We start from the raw sequence: 21,639 nt of genomic DNA on the forward strand, positions 1-21,639 counted from the left end.
CCGGGCCGGTGACGCCGAGCGCGTGCGCGTCGTCGACCAGCAGCAGCGCGCCGTGCCGGCGGGCCACGGCGTGCAGCGCGGCCAGCGGGGCGAGGTCGCCGTCGACGGAGAAGACCGACTCGGTCACCACCACCGCCGGGCGACCCGGGGCGGCGGCCAGCGCGGCGGCCACCGCGTCGACATCGCCGTGCGGCGTGACGACCGTCTCGGCGCCGGAGATCCGGCAGCCGTCGATCAGCGAGGCGTGGTTGTGGGCGTCGGAGACGAGCAGCGTACGCGGCCGCACCAGGCCCCGGACGGCGGAGAGGTTGGCCAGGTAGCCGGAGGAGAAGACCAGCGCCCGGTCGGTGCCGAGCCACTCGGCCAGGTCGTCCTCGAGGGCGTGGTGCGGTTCGGTGGAGCCGCGCACCAGCCGCGACCCGGTGGCGCCCAGCCCGTACGCCGACAGCGCCCGACCGGCGGCGGCGGTGACCTCCGGGTGGGTGGCCAGGCCGAGGTAGTCGTTGCCGGCCAGGTCGACCACGGCGTCGCCGGCGGCGCGCGGGCGCAGCGTGCGGGTGAGCCCGGCCTTCGCGCGCAGCTCGGCGCGGCGGTCCAGGGCCGCCAGCCAGTCCGCCACCGTCACGCCCCTTTCCCCGACCCGTCGCCCCGCCGGGCGCTTCCGCGGGGCGAAGTTACCACCCGGCCCGACGGCCACGGCGTGGCGTGGTCCGGCTCGCCGGGCCTGCTCGTAGGGGGCCGGACGCGGCCGTTTCCCGGGCCCAGAGGGGCCTTGTAGGGTACGAGCCATGCCAGAGATCCTCGACCAGGCCCGGACCCAGGTGCTGGAGAACGGTGTCGGCCTCGACGAGGCCGGCGTCCTCGCCGTGCTGAACCTGCCCGACGAGCACCTGCCCGCCGCCCTCCAGCTCGCCCACGAGGTGCGGATGCGCTGGTGCGGCCCGGAGGTCGAGGTCGAGGGCATCGTCTCGCTGAAGACCGGCGGCTGCCCGGAGGACTGCCACTTCTGCTCGCAGTCCGGCCTGTTCACCTCGCCGGTCCGCTCGGTCTGGCTGGACATCCCGGCGCTGGTCGAGGCGGCGAAGCAGACCGCGGCGACCGGGGCCACCGAGTTCTGCATCGTGGCCGCCGTGCGCGGTCCGGACGCGCGGCTCATGAAGCAGATGCGCGAGGGCGTGGCCGCCATCAAGGCGGAGGTGGACATCCAGGTCGCCGCCTCGCTCGGCATGCTCAGCCAGGAGCAGGTCGACGAGCTGGTCGAGATGGGCGTGCACCGCTACAACCACAACCTGGAGACCTGCCGCTCCTACTTCCCGAACGTGGTCACCACGCACTCCTGGGAGGAGCGCTGGGAGACCTTGAAGATGGTCCGCGAGTCCGGCATGGAGGTCTGCTGCGGCGGCATCCTCGGCCTGGGCGAGACAGTGGAGCAGCGCGCCGAGTTCGCCGCGCAGCTCGCCGAGCTGGACCCGCACGAGGTGCCGCTGAACTTCCTCAATCCCCGCCCGGGCACCCCACTGGGCGACCGGCCGGTGGTGGAGGGCAAGGACGCGCTGCGCGCCATCGCCGCGTTCCGGCTGGCCATGCCGCGCACCATCCTCCGGTACGCGGGCGGCCGGGAGCTCACCCTCGGCGACCTGGGCACCCGGGACGGCCTGCTCGGCGGCATCAACGCGGTCATCGTCGGCAACTACCTGACCACGCTGGGCCGGCCGGCGACCGACGACCTGAAGCTGCTGGACGACCTGAAGATGCCGGTGAAGGCGCTCTCCGCCACCCTGTGAGGACGACGTGACCGAGCTTGTCGAGCCCCCGGCGCCCGCCGGCGCCGCGGCGCCGGGCTGGTGCGACCGCTGCGGCGGGTCCGTGGCCGGGGCCCCGCACGAGGCGTGCGCGGCGGCCCGGGCGCTGGAGCCGCCGCGCTGGTGCGCGCACTGCCGGCGCCGGATGAAGGTGCAGGTGCTGCCGGTCGGCTGGTCGGCGGTCTGCGTCGAGCACGGCGAGATCCGGGGCTGACATGTTGCGGGGACGGGCGGTGACGTTGCGGCCGGCGACCGACGCCGACGTGCCGGCGCTCGCGGCGATCCGGGCCACCCCGGAGGTGCGCCGCTGGTGGCGCGGCGACGACGACCTCGCCGAGGCGGTCCGCGCCGACCTGGCCGACGAGGACTCGACCGTCTACGCGATCGAGCACGACGGCCGGCTGGTCGGCGCGATCCAGTGGTACGCCGAGACCGACCCCGACTACCGCCACGCCAGCCTGGACATCTTCCTCGACCCGGCGGTCCGCGGCGCCGGCCTCGGCGGGGACGCCATCCGCACCCTGGCCCGGCACCTGGCCGACGAGTACGGCCACCACCGGTTCACCATCGACCCGGCGGCGGCGAACACCGCGGCCATCCGGGCGTACGCGAAGGTCGGGTTCCGGCCGGTCGGCATCATGCGCCGCTACGAGCGGGGCGCGGACGGCCGCTGGCACGACGCCCTGCTCATGGACCTGCTCGCCGACGAAATCCCCGACTGAGCCGGCCTCCGGCCGCGTCCGAGCCGGCGTCCGGGCGCGTCGGAGCGTCCCGAGCGGCGTCCGGCCGCGGCTGAGCCGGCGTCCGGGCGCGTCGGAGCGTCCCGAGCGGCGTCCGGGCGCGGCTGAGCCGGCGTCCGGCCGGCGGTGGCGCGTCAGCCGTCCCAGAGCAGGTGGCCGTCGGGGAGGCGGCGGGCGCCCCCGGCGGGGCGGTGCGGGGTGAGCCGGCCGTCGGGCATGAGGTGCGCCACCGGGACCCCGCGACCGAGCACCGCCACGTCGGCGATCAGCCGCCGGTGGCAACGCCACCACACGCTCTCACTGCACATCACCGCCGTGGTCCGCCGTTCCACGTCGACGAGCAGGTCGTCCAGCGCCGTGTCGAAGTCCGGCGTCCGGGTGTACGCGGCGTACGCGCGGAACGCCGCGACGGTCCACCAGGTGTCCGGCTCCGGTTCCCCGGCGCGGACGTGCCGACGGCCGCCGAGGCGAGGCTCCCAGCGGTAGTCGATCCCCCGCTCCGGCAGCCAGCCTTCGAGTTCCTCCCGCCGCACGTCCGGGTTGGTCCGGCTGGCCGGATACCGCCGCACGTCCACGACGAGCGCCACGCCGGCGCCGGCCAGCAACTCACCCAGCCGCTCCCGGTCGACCGCCCCGTGCCCCACCGTCACCAACACGCTCCCCAGGTTCCCCCGAATCTTGGCGACTTACCGTTCGTGGCGAACGCCAACTTTCCAAGATTCACTTCTGGCGTCGCCAACCGGCGGCGTGGAGGGCGCGGCGGAGGGTGGCGGCGACCTCATCGGGGTGGGCGCGGACCAGCCAGGCGGGGAAGCGGAGGATCCGGTCGCCCGTGGTCCAGACATCGTTCTGCCGGCGCATGTCGTCGGCCCACTGCCGAACGTCCATGTGGTGCGCCCCGTCGACCTCCACGTGCAACCGCCACTCCCGCCAGTACGCGTCCAGCCAGCGCCGCCGGCCTGCCGCGTCCCGGCGGTGGTGCTGGAGGTCTGGTCGGGGTAGCCGGTGCCGCCGGCACAGCGCGAGGAAGTCCAGCTCGGACAGGGCCTCCGCGCCGCCCGCGAGGTCGGCCACGGTACTTCGGATCAGGCCGCGGCGCGGCACCCGGGGCAGGACGTCGAGCACTGCGGCCAGTTCCACCGGCAACACCCGCCTCTGCTGGCAGGCCGACGCCAGCACGAGCTGCGCCTCCTCGACTCCGCGGGCCCAGCCGGCGGCGTCCACCACCGCTCGCGCCGTCGTCGTCCGGGGCGGCCGGGCGCGCTGGAGGTGCGCGTCGGGCAGCACCGCCGTGCGGTGCACCAGGACCGCGGGCATGTCGATCGGCAGCCCGCGCAGCGTTGTCCCGGCCCGCCGCTCCGCCGGCATGAGGAGGTGTAGCGGCTCCGGCCGCAGCCCTCGCACGCCGGCCTCGCCGGCGGCGGTCGCCCCGGCGAGCACCGCGCCCGGTCCGGCAGCCAGCACAGCGAGCCACAGCTGCTGGTCCCGGGTCAGCCGGCCGTTGCCGGTAAGGAGAATTCCCCGACACAGCGACCGCCAGCGTCCGGAGCGCACCAGTCCGCGCACCGTGCCCTCGCTCAGCAGCCGAGTCGCCTGCGCCGTGGTCACCACCCCGGCCTGCTCGAACGCCGCCCACTCCAGCGCCCCCGCTTCAGCCCTCGAAAGACCCCTCACCCACCCGACTCTCCCCTCACCCCGCGTTTCTCACCGCCCCATCCACAGGCCACAAACGAATCTTGGAGAGTTGCCGTTCCGTACGAACGACAACTCTCCAAGATCACTAGCGCAACCCGCTACGAGGCGGTGCAGGGGGAGCCGTTGAGCGTGAAGGTGGTGGGTCTCGGGTTGGTGCCGGTGTGGGTGCCGTTGAAGCCGAAGCTGGTCGACGCGCCCGGCGCCAGGGTGCCGTTGTAGGAGACGTTCGTCGCCGTGACCGCGGTGCCGGTCTGGGTGAAGTTCGCCGACCAGCCCTGGCCCACCTTCTGCCCGGCGCTCGGGAAGGTGAAGGCGAGCGTCCAGCCGTTGATGCCGCTGGTCCCGGTATTGGTGATGGTGATGTTCGCGGTGAACCCGGTGTCCCAGCTGCTCGTCGTCCAGGTCACCGCGCAGCCGCCGGCGGCCGGCGGGTCCGCGGTGGGGACGGTGAGCGGCGGCGAGGCCGTCGAGACGTTGCCGGCCGCGTCCACCGCGACCACGGTGAAGGTGTACGCGGTGGCCGCGGTCAGCCCGGTGACCGCCAGGGTGGTGCCCGTGGTCGACCCGACGAGGACGTTCCCGGACCGGTAGACCCGGTAGCCGGTGACGCCCACGTTGTCGGTGGCCGGGCCCCAGGCGAGGGTGAGCCCGGTCGGGCCGACGGCCGAGGCGGTGGGCGTGCCCGGGGCGGTGGGCGGGGTGGTGTCCGGCGCCGGGGTGGCCGGCGTGGTCACCGTCAGGGCCGGCGAGGCCGCCGACCGGTTGCCGGCGCCGTCGCGGGCACGCACCGTGAACTGGTACGTCCGCTCGGGCAGCAGCCCGGTCACCGCGAGGGTGTTGGTCGTGGCGTTGGTCAGCACGAGCGCGTCGCTGCCGGCCTGGGCGCGGGTGACCTCGTAGCCGGCCAGGCCGCTCCCGCCGGTGTCGGTGGAGGCGGGCCAGGTCAGGGTGAGGCCGGTGGCCGTGACGGCCGAGGCGACCGGGGTGCCGGGCACGGTCGGCGCGGTGGTGTCCGGGGTGGCCGGTCCGGGCTCCTCGCCCCAGACCCGCGCCCCGTCGGCGTAGAGGGGCACCTTCCGGTTGGGGCCGGCGGTGGCCTGGGACGACGGGTCGTTGGTGGGATCCCAGGTGCCGCCCTCCGGCACGCCGACCTTGAACTGCACCTCCATCCGGTGCTGCGACTGCCCGGCGGGCGCGATGGTCCAGCCGGTGCAGTCGACCTCGACGTACCAGATGTCGCCGGAGAACTGCCTGGCCGTGGTGGGTGACGGGCAGCCCTGGGTGTAGCCGGGGGTGACCTGCACGGGCCCGGTGCCGTCGGGGCGGAAGTAGTAGCGGAACTTCGCGGTGGTCAGCGCCCGGGCCGGGAAGGCGGACTTGTTGTAGATGATCGCCTTGAGTCCGGTGGCCCGGGTCTCGGCCTGCATCACCGTGGTCTCGACCGTCAGCTCGTCCAGGTCGGGCGTCTCGGCGGTCGGGAAGCCGGCGAGCGGGCTGCCGCCGTACTCCGAGGCCAGCCGGGCCAGGGCGGAGGTGAAGCCGGCGTTGTAGTCGGTGGCGACCTCGTTCATGACGTAGTCGGAACGGCTGTCGGTGTACGCGTCGTTGGCCGAGGACGGGCCGCCGACCAGCGCGCCGTAGAGCACGTGCCGGGTCTCGGCGGGCACGGTCTGGCTGTCCCACCAGGAGCCGTGCGCGGTGCGGTGGTGCGGGTTCTTCGGGGAGTTGGCCCCGAAGCCGATCAGGTAGCTGGAGTTGCGCGGGTTGTCGCCGAGCCCGTAGTTGATCTGCCGGACGGCGAAGTCGTGGTAGCGCGCCTTGCGGGTGGCGTCACCGGTCCGGTCGCTGTAGACCAGCGCCGCGAAGGCGGTGTTGGCGGCGTAGCGCAGGGAGCCCCAGGAGTCGAGGACGGCCTCACCGCCGGGCGAGTAGGTGACCCGGGAGCCGTTGACGCCGACGGTCCACCAGTCGAGCCAGCGGTTGGCGTCGTCGACGTACTTCTGCTTGCCGGTCAGGTTGGCCAGCAGCACGTACGTGCCGAACTGCTTGTTGTCCCAGGCGAGGGTCCACTTGTAGGAGCGGGTGGTGGACTGCGGCTCGGTGCCGAGCTTGTCGTACTCGCTCTCCGCCTTGGTCAGGTAGGCGGCGTCGCCGGTGGCCCGGTGGAGCCAGACCGCGCCCCAGACCAGTTCGTCCTGGTAGCCGCTCCACGACCGGTAGAAGCTTGTCGCGTCGGTGATGCACTCGTGGTAGCTCTTCCGCACCGTGTCGGCGAAGGTGTAGAGCTGCTTCGCGTGGCCGAGCAGCTTGTCGGCGTAGGCGGCGTCGGTGGGGCGGAACACCATCGACGAGGCGGCCATCGCGGCCGCCGTCTCCCCCGCCAGGTCCGCGCCACCACAGCTCGCATCGATCTTGTACGTGGGCCGCGCCATCGGCAGCACCTCGGCCGGTCCCCACCACTTGTGGTCGTCGTCGCCCTTGCCGACCTGGCCGTAGAGCACGTTGGGGGCGGGGTGCGCCTTCACGAAGTAGTCGTTCACCCAGCGCAGGTTGTTCAGCAGGTGCGGCAGTTGGCCGGAGGTGGCGTAGCCGTCGCGGTACTCGACCGCGCCCCAGGCCAGCATGGTGGCGCTGAAGGCCATCGGGAAGCCGAACTTCACGTGGTCGCCGGCGTCGTACCAGCCGCCGGTGAGATCGAGGCCGACGTCCGCGCCGTCGGTGAGCGCCGAGTCACCCCGCCAGGAGACCCGGTTCCAGGCCGGCTTCTTCCCGGACTGCTGCGCCTCGTAGAAGAACAGCGACTTCTGCAACGCCTCTGCGTAGTTGAACGCGGGCGCGGCGGCGGCGGGGGCGGGCGGTGGGACGGTGACGGTCGCGGCCAGGCCGGCGGCCAGCGCGGCGCCGGTGGCGAGCAGCCGGCGGAGCCGGGACCGGCCACCACGGGGTGGCGGGGTCGGAAGGGGCATGGCGAGCTCCTGTGGGTGGCGCCGCGCGGCAGCCGGACCGGACGGAACGGCGTCGGTGGTCCGGGCTGCCGGCGGCAGTGGTGGTGGGGTGGTCCCACCGAAGCGCGGGAGCGCTCCCATGGACAATCGACAATGTAATCTCGACGTCGCCGGTTTGTGAAGGCGCAACCGTCGTCGGGCCCGGACGGGCCACAGCGCCAAAGACCCCTTCCGCGTTACGCCGACACGCCCCGCAAGTGGCTCGATCTGGCCCCGATTTCGGTCGTACTGCCGGACATCGTCGCAGCTCAGGCCGACCGTCCGATGTCGCCGGTGGGGTGCCGGTATGCGATCATGTGCCGTCCCCTCTCCCGATCTTGGAGGATTCCTCATGCCACAGCGTCGGCACGTGGCGCGCGCGGCCCTCACCGCAGCCGCCGCCACGGCCCTCCTCTCCCTCGCCGGTCCGGCGTGGGCGTCGAGCACCACCCCGCTCAACCCGGCGCACCAGGACCAGACCGCCGCCGGTTTCCAGCAGGAGTGCGGCGACGAGCGGTTCGACGACCTCGCCGGCAACCAGGACGGCTGGCACTTCGTCCTGCCGGGCGGCAAGGAGTCGGGCAACTTCGAGAGCCTGACGCTGACCTACAGCGACGGCACCAACCAGGTCGAGATCAAGGTGCCGGACGCCTCCGACGCCTACCCCGACTACTTCTACTCGACCGGCGGCAAGGCGCCGCGGACCATCCACGCCTACGTCTTCACCCCGGCGGGTTGGACCCTGGTCGACGGCAGCGCCGTCATCAGCGGCACGGCCACCAAGTTCAACCTGAGCCACACCTGCGCCGGCACCCCGACGCCGTCGGAGTCGCCGTCCCCGTCCGGGTCGCCGACCGGCAGCCCGACGCCGACCCCGACCACGCCGGGCGAGGAGACGCCGACCCCGACGCCGGGCGGCTCGGAGAACCCGTCCGAGAACCCGTCGGGCACCCCGGCGCCGGGCACCTCGGTCAGCGGCGGCGCGGGCGGCGGCAGCGGCACCGAGGGCGGCCTGCCGCTCACCGGCGTGGCCGTCACCAGCATCTCGCTGACCGGTCTCGTCCTGATCGGCGGCGGTGTCCTCCTGATGGCGCTGCGTCGCCGCCGGGACAAGATCACCTTCACCAGCTGAGCCGGACACCGGCACGGAACCGGCCGTCGGACCTCGGTCCGGCGGCCGGTTCCGCCTTTCCGGGGCCGCCTCGCCGGTCCGCCCTCGATATGATCTTGGAATGGACGCCCTCGACCCGACCCGTACCGCCGTCGTCCTGATCGACCTCCAGCGTCGCATCGTGGACCAGCCGACCGCCCCGCACACCGGCCCCGAGGTGGTCGAGCGCTGCCTCGCCCTCGCCGGGGCCGCCCGCGCCACCGGGGCCACCGTGGTGGTGGTCCGCGTCGACCGGCCCGGCCCCGATCCGCAGCCGACCGGGAGCGAACTGCTCCCCGAAGTGGCGCCCCGCGAGGGCGACCTGGCGATCGTCAAGCACACCTGGGGCGCCTTCCACGAGACCGGGCTCGACGCCGCCCTGCGGGCACGCGGGGTGGACACCCTGGTGATCGGCGGGCTGGTCACCAACTTCGGCGTGGAGCAGACGGCCCGGATCGGCGACGAGATCGGCTACCGGGTGGTGCTGCCGCACGACGCGATGTCCGGGTTGGACGCGTACGCCCACGAGTTCGCGGTCGACTACGTCTTCCGCCGGCTCGGCACGGTCTGCACGACCGCGGAGGCGATCGCCGCGCTGCGTGGTTGAACCGGGCGAGGGATTGATCCGTACTGACGGGTAACCCGGTCGACGTCGCCCGGAGCTGGATCACATAATCGATCAACTTCTATATGCTTCCCGCGTACCCACAGGTCAAGCCGGTGACGGTCGGGCCGCGACGTGTCGCGGCGGGCGCCGGCGGCGGACCCGGTGTCCTGGCATACGAGCGTACGGTTGCCCGCGCGCTCGGCCACGCGGGACAGTACGCGACACCAGCGGTGCCATCGACGCCGCCGCTCCCCCGGACAACCCTGAGGAGATCGCGATGGCTCTCAGACTCGCCGACGGCACCTCCTGGTCCGACACCCTCGCCCGCGCGGTGGCCGCCGCGCCGGAAGCCTTCGGCACCACGCCCGACGGCGCCGCCACCCTGCACAACCTCGTCGAGGGCGGATGGCGGGCGGTCGGCACGCCGAGCCCGGTACGCACCCCGGTCGACAACACCGTGCTCGTCAACCTGGCCCGCCTCGACGCCGAGTCGGCGCGCGGCGCGGTCGCGCACGCCGCCGCCGCACACCGGGAGTGGGCCCGGACCCCGCTCGCCGAGCGCAAGGCCCGGGTCGACGACGCCCTGGACGCGCTCACCGCCCACCGCGACCTGCTCGCCATGCTGCTGGTCTGGGAGATCGGCAAGCCGTGGCGGCTGGCCTGCGCCGACGTCGACCGCGCGCTGGACGGCGTCCGGTGGTACGTGCAGGAGATCGACCGGATGCTCGCCGACGGCCGTGAGCCGCTCCCGGGCCCGGTCAGCAACATCGCCTCCTGGAACTACCCCATGAGCGTGCTCGTCCACGCCGAGCTGGTGCAGCTGCTCGCCGGCAACGCGGTGATCGCCAAGACCCCGTCCCAGGGTGGGGCGGTCTGCCTCACCGTGGCGCACGCGCTGATGCGCCGCGCCGGGCTGCCCGCCACCCTGCTCTCCGGCAGCGGCGAGGAGCTCTCCGAGGTCCTGGTCCGCGCCCCGGAGATCGGCGCGGTCGCGTTCGTCGGCGGCCGCTCCAACGGCGGCAAGGTGGCCGCGGCGCTGCTCGACTCCGACAAGCGGCACTTCATCGAGCAGGAGGGCCTCAACGCCTGGGGCATCTGGAACTTCTCCCAGTGGGACCTGCTCGCCGCGCACCTGAAGAAGGGCTTCGAGTACGGCAAGCAGCGCTGCACCGCGTACCCGCGGTTCGTGGTGCAGCGCGACCTGGTCGACGAGTTCCTCGACGTGTACCTGCCGGTGGTGCGCTCCGTCCGGTTCGGACACCCGCTCGCCGTCGGCGACGACTGGTCGGCCGGGGACCCGCTGCCCGAGCTGGACTTCGGCCCGCTGATCAGCGCGGCCAAGGCCGAGGAACTGCGCCGCAAGGTCGACGAGGCCGTCCGCGGCGGCGCGGTGCCGCTGCACCGGGGCAAGCTCGACGGCGCGCCCTTCCTCGACGGGCAGGACACCTCCGCGTACGTGGCGCCTGCGGTGCTGCTCGCCCCGCCCGGGCGGTCCCGGCTGATGCACGCCGAGCCGTTCGGCCCGGTGGACACCATCGTCGTGGTGGACACCACCGACGAGCTGCTGGCCCAGATGAACGCCTCCAACGGCGCGCTGGTCGCCTCCCTGGCCTGCGACGACGAGGAACTGGCCGGCAAGCTCGCGGTCGACCTCCAGGCGTTCAAGGTGGGCATCAACAAGCCCCGCTCCCGCGGCGACCGGGAGGAGCCGTTCGGCGGCCGGGGCGCATCCTGGAAGGGCGCCTTCGTGGGCGGCGACCTGCTGGTGCAGGCGGTCACCGTGGGCGGCGACGGCCGGCTCTACGGCAACTTCCCCGACTACAGCAGCTACCCGGCGACCTGAACCACGCCGACCGGGCCCGGGACACGGACAGGGCCCCCGCATCGGGGGCCCTGCCGTGTCACCGTCCCCCGCACCGGAGGTCGGCCCAGATGGCGCCGGAGATCCGGCGCCGGTGCGCGGTCGCCCGCCGGCCGTGGTCCCGTGCCGCGCCGTTGCGGCCCGGGACGCGGCGCGACGCGCCACCGTGGAGTCAGTACGACCGCCGCGACCGCGCGGTCACGTCGGCCTGCCGGGGCAGCACGGCCCGGCGGGGGGCCAGCGGCACCGTGACGGTCAGCACGCTGCCGTCCCGCTCCACCGACGTGGGCCGGTTCAGCCCGCGTACGGTGCGCAGCATCGGGGTGTTCTCGGCCTGCACGTGCAGCAGCACGGCGGCGTAGCCGGCCCGGTCGGCGTGCCCGAACACGCGCCGCAGCAGGGCCGAACCGAGGCCCCGGCGCTGCCAGTCGTCCCGCACCAGCAGCGCCGCCTCCGCCTCGTCCCCCTCGCCGAGCAGGTTGGCCATCGCCACGACCGGTGCCGCCGCCCCGCCGGCGCCGTCCGTGGCGACCAGGGTCAGTCCCCGGGCCGGTTCGAGCAGCCGGCGCAGCCGGGCCGGCGCCGGCTGCCCCGCCCCGCTCAGGTAGCGCCGCTGCCGGCTCCGGTCCGAGCACTCCGCGTGCAGCTCCAGCACGCCCGCGAGGTCGTCGGCGGCGGCCGGCCGGACCAGCACCTCGGCCGCGTCGGGCAGCACCAGGGTGACCCGGTCGGCGTCCCGGCGGGCCACCGTGGCGGCCAGCTCGACCAGGGCCTGCGCCGAGCGGAGCGGCCGCCGTCGGCCGCCAGGTCACCGCGTCCGCGCCGAGCAGCACGCGCAGGGTCTCGCCGGCCGCGTCCGGGTCCCGGACCAGCCGGCCGGCCAGGCCGAGCACCCGGGTGGGCTGGTCGGCCAGCCCGCGCGCCTCGCTGCGCGCCACCCAGCAGTTCCGGCCGCGCCCCCGTTCGACGGCCGCCCGCAGGTCGGCCTCGGTGAGCCGGTCGGGCGCGTCGACCAGGAAGTCGTCGACCGCCCCCACCTCGGTGGTGTGCACCTGCACGGTGAGGATGTTGACCCCGCGCAACGCGAGGCTCGCCGTGAGCACCGACAGGTAGCCCGGCCGGTCGTCCACGGTGGCACGGATCCGCCACAGCGCCATGGTTCGCTCCCTTCCTCACCGTCGACCCTGCCGGCCGCCTGTTGCGCCCCCGTTGCCCCCGGGTGAAACGGCGGGACCGGTCAGGTGATGGTGGTCACGGGCGGGGCGCCGACCAGGTCCAGCCGGTCGCCGAGGATCACCGCGCCGGCCCGGACCAGCTGGGCGAGCCGGTCCACCTCGGTGGAGTGGAACGCGGCCGCGGCGAGCGACTCGCTGTGGTCGCGCGCCACCACCAGCACCAGGCCGGCCCGGCCGAACGGCGCGACCGCGTAGTGGTGCCCGTCCGGCGTGGTCATCGCCCGGGCCCGCAGCGGGGTGACCTCCGGCAGCCGCGGCGGGACCGGGGCGCGCCAGCTCGCGTGCCCGACCGTCGGCTCGCCGGCGTCGCCGCTGCGCGCGGCCCAGTCCAGCGGCACCACGGCGGCCACCGCCCAGTCCGCGGCGAGCAGCCCGGGCACCGCGTCGACCAGGGTGGCCACCCCGTCGATCGGGTTCGCCGCGACCTGGGCGAGCAGCTCGGCGTCCTGGCCCGTGGTGGTCGGCGCGCCGATCGCCCGCCACACCCCGTCCACCCGGACGCCGGGGATCGCGGCCAGGCCGGCGAGCAGGCGCTCCACCCGGGCCGCGCCCGGCCAGACCACGGTGAAGTCGTCGACCGCCCGGCCGCCGAGCCGCTCCAGCACCACCACCTGGACGATGTCGGCGCCGGAGACGCCGAGCGTCCGGGCCACCTGGCCGAGCGTGCCCGGTCGGTCCGGCAGCGTCACCCGAACTCTCAGCAGCATGTCTGGTCCTCCGCTCGGCGGGCCGGCCGCGGCGGCCGGCAGGCTGGACCCCAGCCTGCCGGTTGACCATTTCGCCCCCGTTGCAGCGGCATGTCCCGCCGGGAACATCCCGCCTTGACAACAAAGCTGAGCTGCCATCAACTAACCGGATGACCGATCCGGCCGTCGACGCACCGCGGACCCCGACCGGTTCGGCCCCGCGCGGGCTCGACCTCGACCGGCTGGCCGCGTATCTGGCCGCGCACCGGCCGGAGCTGGCCGGGCCGCTGTCGGCGCGGCTGATCGCCGGGGGCAAGTCCAACCTGACCTACCTGCTGCGCACCGCCGACCGCGAGGTGGTGCTGCGCCGGCCGCCACTCGGGCACGTGCTGGCCACCGCGCACGACATGGCCCGGGAGTACCGGGTGATCTCCGCGCTCGCCCCCACCGCGGTGCCGGTCCCCGCGGCGCTGCTGCTCTGCCCCGACCCCGACGTGACCGGCGCGCCGTTCTACCTGATGGAGAAGGTCGACGGCGAGGTCTACCGGCGCCGGGAGCAGACCGACGCGCTCACCGCCGGCCAGCGGCGCGACCTGGCCAGGGCGATGATGGACACCCTCGCCGAGCTGCACATGGTCGAGCCGGCCGCGGTCGGGCTGGCCGACTTCGGCCGCCCCGAGGGCTACCTGGCCCGCCAGGTCCGCCGCTGGTCCGGCCAGCTCGACCGCTCCCGCAGCCGCCCGCTGCCCGGCATCGACGAGCTACGCGACGCGCTCGCCGGCAGCGTGCCCGAGGACGCGAACACCGGCCGGATCGTGCACGGCGACTACCGGCTGGACAACCTGCTCGCCACGGTCGAGCCGGTGGCGGTACGGGCGGTGCTCGACTGGGAGATGGCCACCCTCGGCGACCCGCTCGCCGACCTGGGGCTGCTGCTGACCTACTGGGACGTGCTGGGCGACAGCGACAGCGCCGAGGGCAACCCGGTCGCCGACGGCATCGGCCCGCGGGCCGGCTTCCCCACCGGCGCCGAACTCATCGACCGGTACGCCGGCCGCAGCGACGTCGACGTCGGGCCGCTGCACTGGCACGTGGCGCTCGGCTGCTTCAAGCTCGCGGTGATCTGCGAGGGCATCCACTACCGGCACGCCCTCGGGCAGACGCTCGGCGGGGGCTTCGACCGGATCGGCGAGATGGTGGCGCCGCTGGTCGAACACGGCCTGTGCGCGGTCACGCAGAAGTGATGGATTTCCCGTACGACGCCCGGACGGTCGAGGTGCGCGAGCGGGTCGAGGCGTTCCCCACCGAGTGGGTCTGGGCGCGGGCCCGGACCCTCCGCCTGGCCGACGGCCCCGACGAGGTGCACCGGTCGTCGCTCGCCAAGCGGGAGCCGCGCCGCGGGTCCTGACCCCGGCCGGGGGTCAGGCGGAGGCCCGGTGGATGAGCTTGGTGTCCAGCAGCACGTGCGGGCTGGGCAGTTCCTCGCCGCGGATCCGCGAGACGAGCAGCCGGGCCATCTGCCGGCCCATCTCCTCCACCGGCTGGAAGACCGTGGTGAGCGGCGGCTCGGCCTGCCGGGCGATGGGGGCGTCGTCGAAGCCGATCACCGCCACGTCCTCGGGCACCCGGCGGCCGGCCTCGCGCAACGCGCGGAGGGCCCCGAAGGCCATCAGGTCGGAGGCGACGAAGACCGCGTCCAGGTCCGGGCAGACCTCCAGCAGCCGGCGCATGCAGGCCGTGCCGCTGCCCTCGCTGAAGTCCCCGTACGCGACCAGGTCCGGGTTGACGTTCCCGCCCGCGGCCCGGACCGCCTCCTTGTAGCCGGACAGGCGGGCCAGGCCGGCGCCCATGTCCTGGGGGCCGGCGATGGTGGCGACCCGCCGCCGGCCGCGGGCGAAGAGGTGCTCCACCGCCTGCCGGGCGCCGCCGACGTTGTCCACGTCGACGAACCAGGCCGGCTGGGCGTTGGGGTGCAGCATCCGGGCTGGCCGGCCGCCGAGCACGGTGGGCAGGCCGCGCTCCTCCAGCAGGGTGGGCAGCGGGTCCGCGTCGTGCAGCGAGAGCAGCAGCACGCCGTCCACGTGTTGGTTGGTCAGGTGGTGCTCGACCCGTTCCCGCTCGATCTGGGACTGCGCCATGGCCAGCCAGAGCTGCATCGGGGTCTCCAGCAGCGCGGAGCTGACGCCCCGGACGATGCCGGCGAAGAACGGCTCGGTGAAGACCCGCTCCCCCGACTCGGAGACCACCAGCGCCACCGAGTCGGTCCGCTGGGTGACCAGCGCCCGGGCCGCCCGGTTGGGCACGTACCCCAGCTCGGCGATGGCCGCCTGGACGGCGGCCCGGGCCTCCGGGCTCACCTGCGGCGAGCCGTTGACCACGCGGGAGACCGTGCCGCGGCCCACGCCGGCGCGGGCCGCGACCGCGTCGAGGGTCGGGCGCCCGAGCGACCGCGTGCGCTGCGTTGTCATCGTCTGTGCTCCTCCGACATCGGGCGGCCCGGCACCTGTTGAGGCGTCGGCACCGGGCCGCCCGTTACTGGCTGGCCCAGCCTATTGTGCGGCCAGGCCGTTCCGTCGGATCACATCGGCGTACCACCCGGCGCTGGACTTCGGGATCCGGACCTGGCTGTCGTAGTCGACGTAGACCATGCCGAAGCGCTTCGTGTAGCCCCACGCCCACTCGAAGTTGTCCATCAGCGACCAGGCGAAGTACCCCTTCAGCGGCACCCCGGCGCTGATCGCGGCGTGCGCGGCGCGCAGGTGCGCGTCGAAGTACGCCAGCCGGTCCGGGTCGTCGACCCGGCCGTCGACCACCGCGTCGACGAACGCGGAGCCGTTCTCGGTGACGTAGAGCGGCAGGTCGGTGTAGTCCCGGTGCACCCGCTCCAGCGTCTCCACCAGCCCCGGGGCGTCGATCTCCCAGTCCATGTCGGTCACCGGGACACCCCGGGTGACGAACCGGACGTCCTCGCTGCCCGGCCAGCAGGACGGCGCCCGCCAGTAGGCCTCCCGCTCGACGCCCTCGATCGGCGCGGCGACCACGTGCCGGCTGTAGTAGTTGACGCCCACCAGGTCCAGCGGGGTCGAGATGACCGCCAGGTCGCCGTCCCGGACGTGCCCGAAGTCGGTGACCTTCCGCAGGTCGGCGGTCAGGTCCGCCGGGTACGCCCCGCGCAGCACCGGGTCGAGGAAGAACCGGTTGGCCAGCCCGTCGATGCGGCGGGCGGCGTCGGCGTCCTCGGGCGAGTCGGTGGCCGGGGTGACCGGGTAGAGGTTGACCGTGATGCCGAGCTGCGCCTTCGGCCGGGCGGCCCGCAGCGCCTGCACGGCGAGCCCGTGCCCGAGCATGAGGTGGTGCCCGGCCCGGACCGCGTCCGCCCCGTCCGAGCGGCCCGGCGCGTGCACGCCGGAGCCGTAGCCGAGGAAGGCCGAGCACCACGGCTCGTTGAGGGTGGTGAAGTACTTCACCCGGTCACCGAGGGAGTCGGCGACCAACTGGGCGTAGTCGGCGAACCGGGCTGCGGTGTCCCGGGCCGGCCAGCCGCCCGCGTCCTCCAGCGGCTGGGGCAGGTCCCAGTGGTAGAGGGTCAGCCAGGGCTCGATCCCGTGGCCCAGCAGCTCGTCCACCAGGCGCCGGTAGAAGTCCATCCCCTCCTGGTTGACCGCCCCGGTGCCGCCGGGCTGCACGCGGGGCCAGGAGACGGAGAAGCGGTACGACTTCAGCCCCAGGTCGGCCATCAGCCGCACGTCGTCGGGCATCCGGTGGTAGTGGTCGCAGGCCACGTCACCGGTGTGCCCGGCCACCGTCCGCCCCTCGGTGTGACTGAAGGTGTCCCAGATCGACGGGGTGCGGCCGCCCTCGGTCGCCGCGCCCTCGATCTGGTACGCGGCGGTCGCCGCGCCCCAGAGGAAGCCGGGCGGGAAGGTCAGTGCCGCGCCCTGGTCGAGGACGCCGACGGCGGGCGGGCTGGCTGGGTTGCTCACGACTTGACGGCGCCTTCCATGATGCCGCCGATGATCTGGCGGCCGAACAGGATGAACACGATGAACAGGGGCAGGGTCGCGATCAACGTACCGGCGAAGATCTGCGAGTTGTCGGCGAAATAGGCGGTGTTGAGGCTACGGAGGGAGATCTGCACGGTCGGGTTGGCCGGGTCGGCCAGCACCACGAACGGCCAGAAGAACTGGTTCCACTGCTCCATGAAGGTGAGCAGGCCGAGCACCGCGGCGGCGGGACGCAGCGCGGGCGCCACCACGTGCCAGTACACCTTCCAGGTCGAGCAGCCGTCCACCCGGGCCGCCTCGATCAGTTCGTTCGGCACGGCCTGCTCGGCGTACTGGCGCATCATGAAGATCCCGAAGCCGCCGATGAGGAACGGCACGGTCACCGAGGGCATGGTGTTCAGCCACTCGAGCTTCGCCATCAGGATGTAGAGCGGGAGCACGCCGAGCTGGATGGGCACCATCATCGAGGCCAGGATGATCAGCAGCAGCGCGTTCTTGCCCCGGAAACGGAGCTTGGCGAAGGCGAAGCCCGCCAGGGAGCCGAAGAACACCGTGGCGACGGTGATCGTCCCGGAGACCAGGAACGAGTTCAGCAGGCCCTTGACGATGTTGGCGTCGCCGTTGTCGAGCACCCGTTGGATGTTCTCGCCGAGCTTGCCGCCGGGCAGGAACGGCGGCGGCCAGGAGTTGGCCGCGTCGTTGGTCCGCGAGGCGATCACGATCATCCAGTAGAACGGGAAGAGCGACAGGAGCACCCCGAGGACCAGCCCGAACCAGGTGAGCGGGCTGGCCTTCCAGAGCCGCTCGGCCTGGTGGGCGGCCCGGACCGGGACACCCGGCCGGGCGGGTGGGCGGAGCGTGGTGGTCGTCATCTCGTCACCTCACTTGTCGGAGCTGATGCGGCGGGCCAGCAGGTAGTTGACCGTCGACATCAACGCGATGAGCACGAAGAGCACGAGCGCGACCGCGCCGGCGTAGCCCCACCGGAAGCGCTGGTTCATGACGTCGAGCAGGTACATCGTGATGGTCTGGAACTGCCCCTCCGAGCCGCCGGAGAGACCGCCCGAGCCGCTGGTGAACAGCAGGGGCTCGGTGAACAGCTGGAGGCCGCCGATGGTCGAGATGATCAGCGTGAAGATGATCGTCGGGCGCAGCTGCGGCACGGTGATCGACCAGAACTGCCGGCGCCGGGACGCGCCGTCCAGCGCCGCGGCCTCGTACATGTCCTTGCTGATGGACTGCATGGCGGCCAGGTAGATCAGGGCGTTGTAGCCGACCCAGCGCCAGTCGACCATGGTGGAGATGGCGAACCAGGAGGCGAAGCGGTTCGCGCGCCAGTCGATCGGGTCCAGGCCGATGGTGTCGAGCACCCAGTTGACCAGGCCGAAGTCCTTCGCGTAGATCATCGAGAAGATCAGCGCGACCACGGCGGTCGAGGTGATGATCGGCATGGCGATGGCCATCCGGAAGAAGGTCTGCGCGCGCAGCTTCCGGTTCAGCGCGTTGGCCAGCACCAGCGCCAGCATCAGCTGGGGCACGGTGGAGAGCACGAACATGCCGAACGTGTTCACCACCGCGTTCCAGAACTGCGGGTCGTCGGTGATCAGTTCGACGAAGTTGTCCAGCCCGACGAAGGAGATCGTCGGGTTCAGCGGGGACCGGTCGGTCAGCGCGATCCACACCGTGTACGCGATCGGGTACGCGCTGAACACGGCGAAGATCACGAAGAAGGGCAGGACGTAGAGGTAGGGCGAGTACCTCAGGTCCAGCCGGGTCAGCGAGGTGGCGCGGCGGTGCGCGGGACGGCCGGCGCGGGACCGTCCGGGGTCGGGCGGCGCCGCGGCGTGCAGGTCGAGGCTCATGGGGAGTCCTTCTCCTCGGCCGGCGTCACCCGCCCACACGGGCGACGCCGGGGCTCTCCGGGCACCGCGGGTGGCCCCGACAGCGGGGCTGTCGGCGCCACCCGCGGGCGGGTAGGCCGGATCACTTACCGGCGGCCGCACCGTTCTTCAGCGCCGCCTGCCACTGCTCCTCGGCGGTCTTGCCCTGCTCCACGGCGCGGAGGCTGTTCTCCACGGCGGTGCGGACGGCGTTGTTCTTCGGACCGAGGTAGACCGGCTTCAGCTCGGTCGCGCCGGCGGCGAAGATCTTGCCGACCGGGGCCTTGCTGAAGTAGTCGTTGGTCGAGTCGGCCACGGCCGGGTCGGCCAGCGCCTGCGGCGAGGAGGGCAGGTTGCCGACCTTCTTGAACGCCTCGGTCTGGCCCTTCGCGCTGGTCAGGAACTTGGCCAGCTCGGCGGCCTCCTTCTGGTGCTTGCTCGACTTCGGCACGGCCAGGAAGGAGCCGCCCCAGTTGCCGCCGTTGCCGGGCGCCTTGGCGATGTCCCACTTGCCGGCCGCCGCGTCACCGGCCTGGCCCTTGATGACACCGGTCATCCAGGCGGGGCAGGCGATGGTGGCGAAGGTGCCGTTCTTGAAACCGGCGTTCCACTCGTTGGAGAAGGACTGCAGGTTGTTCGACAGGCCGGCGGCGATCATCTTGGTGGTGAGGTCGTACGCCGACTTGATGTCCGGGTTCTCGCCGATGACCAGCTTGTTGCTCTTGTCGTAGTAGGTGTAGCCGGTGCCCGCGCCCGCGGTCTGCATCAGCACCACGTTGTAGAAGTTGGTCGCCGAGTCGACGAACTTGTGCTTCTTGTCGGCGGCGGCGAAGCGCTGGCCGGCGGCGATGAACTGGTCCCAGGTCGGCCACAGCGCGCCGACCTGCTCGCGGTCGGTGGGCAGGCCGGCGGCCTTGAACAGGTCGCTGCGGTAGCACAGCGCCATCGAGCCGACGTCGGTGCCGAGGCCGAGCACCTTCCCGTCCGGGGTGGTGCCCTGCTCCCACTTCCACGGCAGGAAGTTGCCCTTGAGGTCGTTCGCGCCGTGGTCGGCGAGGTTCACGAACTTGTCGGCCTGGGCGTAGAACTGGACGATGGTGCCCTCTTCCAGGGCCACCACGTCGCCGGCGCCCGACCCGGCGGTGATCTGCTGGGTCAGCCGGGTGTTGTAGTCACCGAGGCCGAGACCCTTGCCCCGCTCCTGGATCTTGACGTTCGGGTGCTCCGCTTCGTACTGCTTGTAGAGCTCGTCGTAGCCGAAGCCCTGGTCGCCGAAGACGTCGACGACCAGGGTCACCGGGCCGCCGCTGCTGCTGCCGCTGTCCGACGAGTCGTCGCCGCAGGCGGTGGCGGTGGCGAGCACCGCGACGGACGCGAGCGCGATGGCCGCGAACCGCCGACGACGGATTGGGACGCTCATCCGAGACCCCTCTTTCGGTGGTGAGGCGATATCTGTGTGGTGGGGGGTGCTGTGGCGCGTCTCGCCGCCATCGGCCGAGGCGGCCGCCGGAGGCGACCCGGGAGCGGGACAGGGATGAGACCCACGCCACTCGCGGGAGCGCTCCCATGAGATTGCCGGCACGTGTCAGGGGTGTCAATAGACCGATGGGAGCGTTCCCAGATCGTTACCGCGTCGACCGGGGCGACCCCGGAGGGCGACCCCGGGGCCCGGTCAGCAGAAGCGACGCAGCAGGGTGGTGGCCCGGTCGGCGGCGAAGAAGTCCGGCTCGAAGCCGGCGCCGGCCCACTCCCGCATCATCCGGTGCTCGGCGTGCCCGGGGTCGGCCAGCGCGGCCAGCAGGACGGCGTACCCGGCGGGGCCGCCGACGTCCTCCGGCGGGCAGGCGCGCTCCCCCTCGACACAGGCCGGGTAGCGCTCGTCCGGGTCCGCCGCGCAGACGTCCTCGACCACCAGGTCGTGCTCCCACCAGTCGCCGAAGTCGTAGGTGTAGCGGAACCGGTCGCCCTTGCCCACCACCGCGTCCAGCCGGACGTCCAGCTCGTCGCGGAGCGCCAGCTCGCCGTCCGGATCGGGCTCACCGTACTGGCGGCCGTCGATGTCGAACGAGTGCAGGTGGCAGTCCCGCCAGCCCATCGCGTGCTGGACCACCCGGTGCAGCCGGTCCAGGGTGTAGCCGCCGGGGACCAGCACCCGCCGCCACACCGGCGGCCGTACCCCGGCGAGGGAGACCTTCAGCTGGAAGATCTGACGCGACATGCTGTCCCATCCTTCCTCGGCATAGGCTGCCCACATGATCTGCCGAGCGTGCCGGGAGCGGCGGCACGACGACTGTCCAGGCCGGAAGTGGTGCGACTGCCAGCACCGTACCCCCGAACCCACCCCGCCGGTCACCGGTCCGGCCGGCGAATGAGCGTCGGAACCCCGATCGAACGGGTCTGGCCGGCGCCCGTCACCGGGCCGCTGACCGACCCGGAACTGACCACGCTCTACGGCCGCGCCCCGCACCCCCACCTGCGGGTGAACTTCGTGGCCAGCGCCGACGGCGCGGTCACCCTGGACGGCTACTCCGCCGGGCTCTCCGGCGAGCCGGACAAGCGGGTCTTCGGGCTGCTGCGGATGCTCTGCGACGGACTCGTGGTGGCCGCCGGCACGCTGCGCCACGAGGGCTACCGGGCCGTCCGGCTCGGCGAGGCGCGCCGGGCCTGGCGCCGCGGGCAGGGCCTGGCCGAATACCCGACCCTCGTGGTCGTCTCCGGCTCGCTGGACCTCGACCCGGCCCAGGCGTGCTTCGCCGACGCGCCGGTCCGGCCGCTGGTGCTCACCGGCACGACCGCCGAGCCGCCGCCCGGGCTCACCGAGGTTGCCGACCTCGTCCGCTGCGGCGGGGAGCGGGTCGACCTGGCCGCCGGCCTGGCCGAGCTGCGCCGGCGCGGGCTGGGCCAGCTCCTCTGCGAGGGCGGGCCGCGGCTGTTCGGCGCGCTCACCGCGGCCGACCTGGTGGACGAGCTCTGCCTGACCGTCGCGCCGCTGCTC

General features: G+C 73.3%; 21 protein-coding genes. 9 read left to right on the forward strand and 12 right to left on the reverse strand.

Annotated elements, in window-relative coordinates:
• Positions 1-619 (reverse strand): aminotransferase class I/II-fold pyridoxal phosphate-dependent enzyme (locus B0E53_RS15835; protein WP_146167681.1); only part of this gene is annotated, 619 nt, incomplete at its 3' end.
• 169 nt (positions 620-788) lie between these two features.
• On the opposite strand from B0E53_RS15835, the gene bioB reads away from it, so the two are divergent.
• The 3 genes from bioB to B0E53_RS15850 are packed head-to-tail and all read left to right on the forward strand — an operon-like array spanning position 789 to position 2,524.
• Positions 789-1,784, forward strand: coding sequence for a biotin synthase BioB (gene bioB, locus B0E53_RS15840; RefSeq protein ID WP_107076777.1), 996 nt, complete (start codon positions 789-791; stop codon positions 1,782-1,784).
• Positions 1,785-1,791: 7 nt separating this feature from the next.
• A complete protein-coding gene (locus B0E53_RS15845; protein ID WP_107076778.1) occupies positions 1,792-2,016 on the forward strand; it encodes a hypothetical protein in 225 nt (74 codons plus the stop codon).
• Position 2,017: 1 nt separating this feature from the next.
• Complete coding sequence (locus B0E53_RS15850) at positions 2,018-2,524, forward strand: GNAT family protein (protein ID WP_107076779.1); 507 nt, start codon at positions 2,018-2,020, stop codon at positions 2,522-2,524.
• Positions 2,525-2,676: 152 nt separating this feature from the next.
• On the opposite strand, the gene B0E53_RS15855 is transcribed toward B0E53_RS15850, so the two are convergent.
• From B0E53_RS15855 to B0E53_RS15865, 3 genes are all read right to left on the reverse strand, one after another.
• Positions 2,677-3,192 (reverse strand): DUF488 domain-containing protein, encoded by a 516-nt coding sequence (locus B0E53_RS15855; protein WP_246835428.1) that lies wholly within the window; start codon positions 3,190-3,192, stop codon positions 2,677-2,679.
• 70 nt (positions 3,193-3,262) lie between these two features.
• Positions 3,263-4,216, reverse strand: a complete 954-nt coding sequence (locus B0E53_RS15860; RefSeq protein WP_107076781.1) for a DUF559 domain-containing protein — start codon at positions 4,214-4,216, stop codon at positions 3,263-3,265.
• A 119-nt stretch (positions 4,217-4,335) separates the two neighbouring features.
• Positions 4,336-7,203, reverse strand: coding sequence for a glycoside hydrolase family 9 protein (locus B0E53_RS15865; RefSeq protein ID WP_107076782.1), 2,868 nt, complete (start codon positions 7,201-7,203; stop codon positions 4,336-4,338).
• Positions 7,204-7,573: 370 nt separating this feature from the next.
• Here B0E53_RS15865 and B0E53_RS15870 point away from each other — a divergent pair, with 370 nt between their 5' ends.
• The 3 genes from B0E53_RS15870 (at position 7,574) to B0E53_RS15880 (ending at position 10,821) form a co-directional block, all read left to right on the forward strand.
• Complete coding sequence (locus tag B0E53_RS15870) at positions 7,574-8,353, forward strand: LPXTG cell wall anchor domain-containing protein (RefSeq protein WP_107076783.1); 780 nt, start codon at positions 7,574-7,576, stop codon at positions 8,351-8,353.
• Positions 8,354-8,453: 100 nt separating this feature from the next.
• Positions 8,454-8,978: an isochorismatase family protein gene (locus tag B0E53_RS15875; protein ID WP_107076784.1), complete on the forward strand. Its 525-nt coding sequence runs from the start codon at positions 8,454-8,456 to the stop codon at positions 8,976-8,978.
• A 277-nt stretch (positions 8,979-9,255) separates the two neighbouring features.
• Entirely contained in the window at positions 9,256-10,821 is a 1,566-nt protein-coding gene (locus tag B0E53_RS15880) for an aldehyde dehydrogenase family protein (protein WP_107076785.1), read from the forward strand.
• A gap of 190 nt (positions 10,822-11,011) precedes the next feature.
• On the opposite strand, the gene B0E53_RS38675 is transcribed toward B0E53_RS15880, so the two are convergent.
• Both B0E53_RS38675 and B0E53_RS15890 read right to left on the reverse strand, forming a co-directional pair.
• Entirely contained in the window at positions 11,012-11,587 is a 576-nt protein-coding gene (locus B0E53_RS38675) for a GNAT family N-acetyltransferase (RefSeq protein ID WP_246835429.1), read from the reverse strand.
• A 489-nt stretch (positions 11,588-12,076) separates the two neighbouring features.
• On the reverse strand, positions 12,077-12,781 hold the full coding sequence (locus B0E53_RS15890) for an amino acid-binding protein (protein ID WP_107076786.1): 705 nt from the start codon (positions 12,779-12,781) through the stop codon (positions 12,077-12,079).
• Positions 12,782-12,930: 149 nt separating this feature from the next.
• Here B0E53_RS15890 and B0E53_RS15895 point away from each other — a divergent pair, with 149 nt between their 5' ends.
• On the forward strand, positions 12,931-14,004 hold the full coding sequence (locus B0E53_RS15895; RefSeq protein WP_107076787.1) for a phosphotransferase family protein: 1,074 nt from the start codon (positions 12,931-12,933) through the stop codon (positions 14,002-14,004).
• Positions 14,004-14,168, forward strand: coding sequence for a hypothetical protein (locus B0E53_RS37580; RefSeq protein WP_168215331.1), 165 nt, complete (start codon positions 14,004-14,006; stop codon positions 14,166-14,168). Before B0E53_RS15895 ends, B0E53_RS37580 begins: the two co-directional genes overlap by 1 nt.
• 13 nt (positions 14,169-14,181) lie before the next feature.
• Here B0E53_RS37580 and B0E53_RS15900 read toward each other — a convergent pair whose 3' ends face one another.
• From B0E53_RS15900 to B0E53_RS15925, 6 genes are all read right to left on the reverse strand, one after another.
• Positions 14,182-15,228 carry a LacI family DNA-binding transcriptional regulator gene (locus tag B0E53_RS15900; RefSeq protein ID WP_107076788.1) on the reverse strand — a complete coding sequence of 349 codons (1,047 nt, stop codon included), beginning with the start codon at positions 15,226-15,228 and terminating at the stop codon, positions 14,182-14,184.
• Positions 15,229-15,309: 81 nt separating this feature from the next.
• On the reverse strand, positions 15,310-16,743 hold the full coding sequence (locus B0E53_RS15905; protein WP_107076789.1) for a GH1 family beta-glucosidase: 1,434 nt from the start codon (positions 16,741-16,743) through the stop codon (positions 15,310-15,312).
• Complete coding sequence (locus B0E53_RS15910) at positions 16,740-17,636, reverse strand: carbohydrate ABC transporter permease (RefSeq protein WP_107076790.1); 897 nt, start codon at positions 17,634-17,636, stop codon at positions 16,740-16,742. Before B0E53_RS15910 ends, B0E53_RS15905 begins: the two co-directional genes overlap by 4 nt.
• A gap of 9 nt (positions 17,637-17,645) precedes the next feature.
• Positions 17,646-18,626: a sugar ABC transporter permease gene (locus B0E53_RS15915; protein ID WP_107076791.1), complete on the reverse strand. Its 981-nt coding sequence runs from the start codon at positions 18,624-18,626 to the stop codon at positions 17,646-17,648.
• Between the two features lie 121 nt (positions 18,627-18,747).
• On the reverse strand, positions 18,748-20,064 hold the full coding sequence (locus tag B0E53_RS15920; protein WP_107076792.1) for an extracellular solute-binding protein: 1,317 nt from the start codon (positions 20,062-20,064) through the stop codon (positions 18,748-18,750).
• 252 nt (positions 20,065-20,316) lie between these two features.
• Positions 20,317-20,862 (reverse strand): plasmid pRiA4b ORF-3 family protein, encoded by a 546-nt coding sequence (locus tag B0E53_RS15925; RefSeq protein ID WP_091311590.1) that lies wholly within the window; start codon positions 20,860-20,862, stop codon positions 20,317-20,319.
• A gap of 150 nt (positions 20,863-21,012) precedes the next feature.
• On the opposite strand from B0E53_RS15925, the gene B0E53_RS15930 reads away from it, so the two are divergent.
• The coding region (locus B0E53_RS15930) for a pyrimidine reductase family protein (protein ID WP_107076793.1) at positions 21,013-21,639 on the forward strand (627 nt) is incomplete at its 3' end.

The sequence above is a fragment of the Micromonospora sp. MH33 genome (assembly GCF_003013775.1).
Taxonomy (GTDB): Bacteria; Actinomycetota; Actinomycetes; order Mycobacteriales; family Micromonosporaceae; genus Micromonospora; species Micromonospora fulviviridis.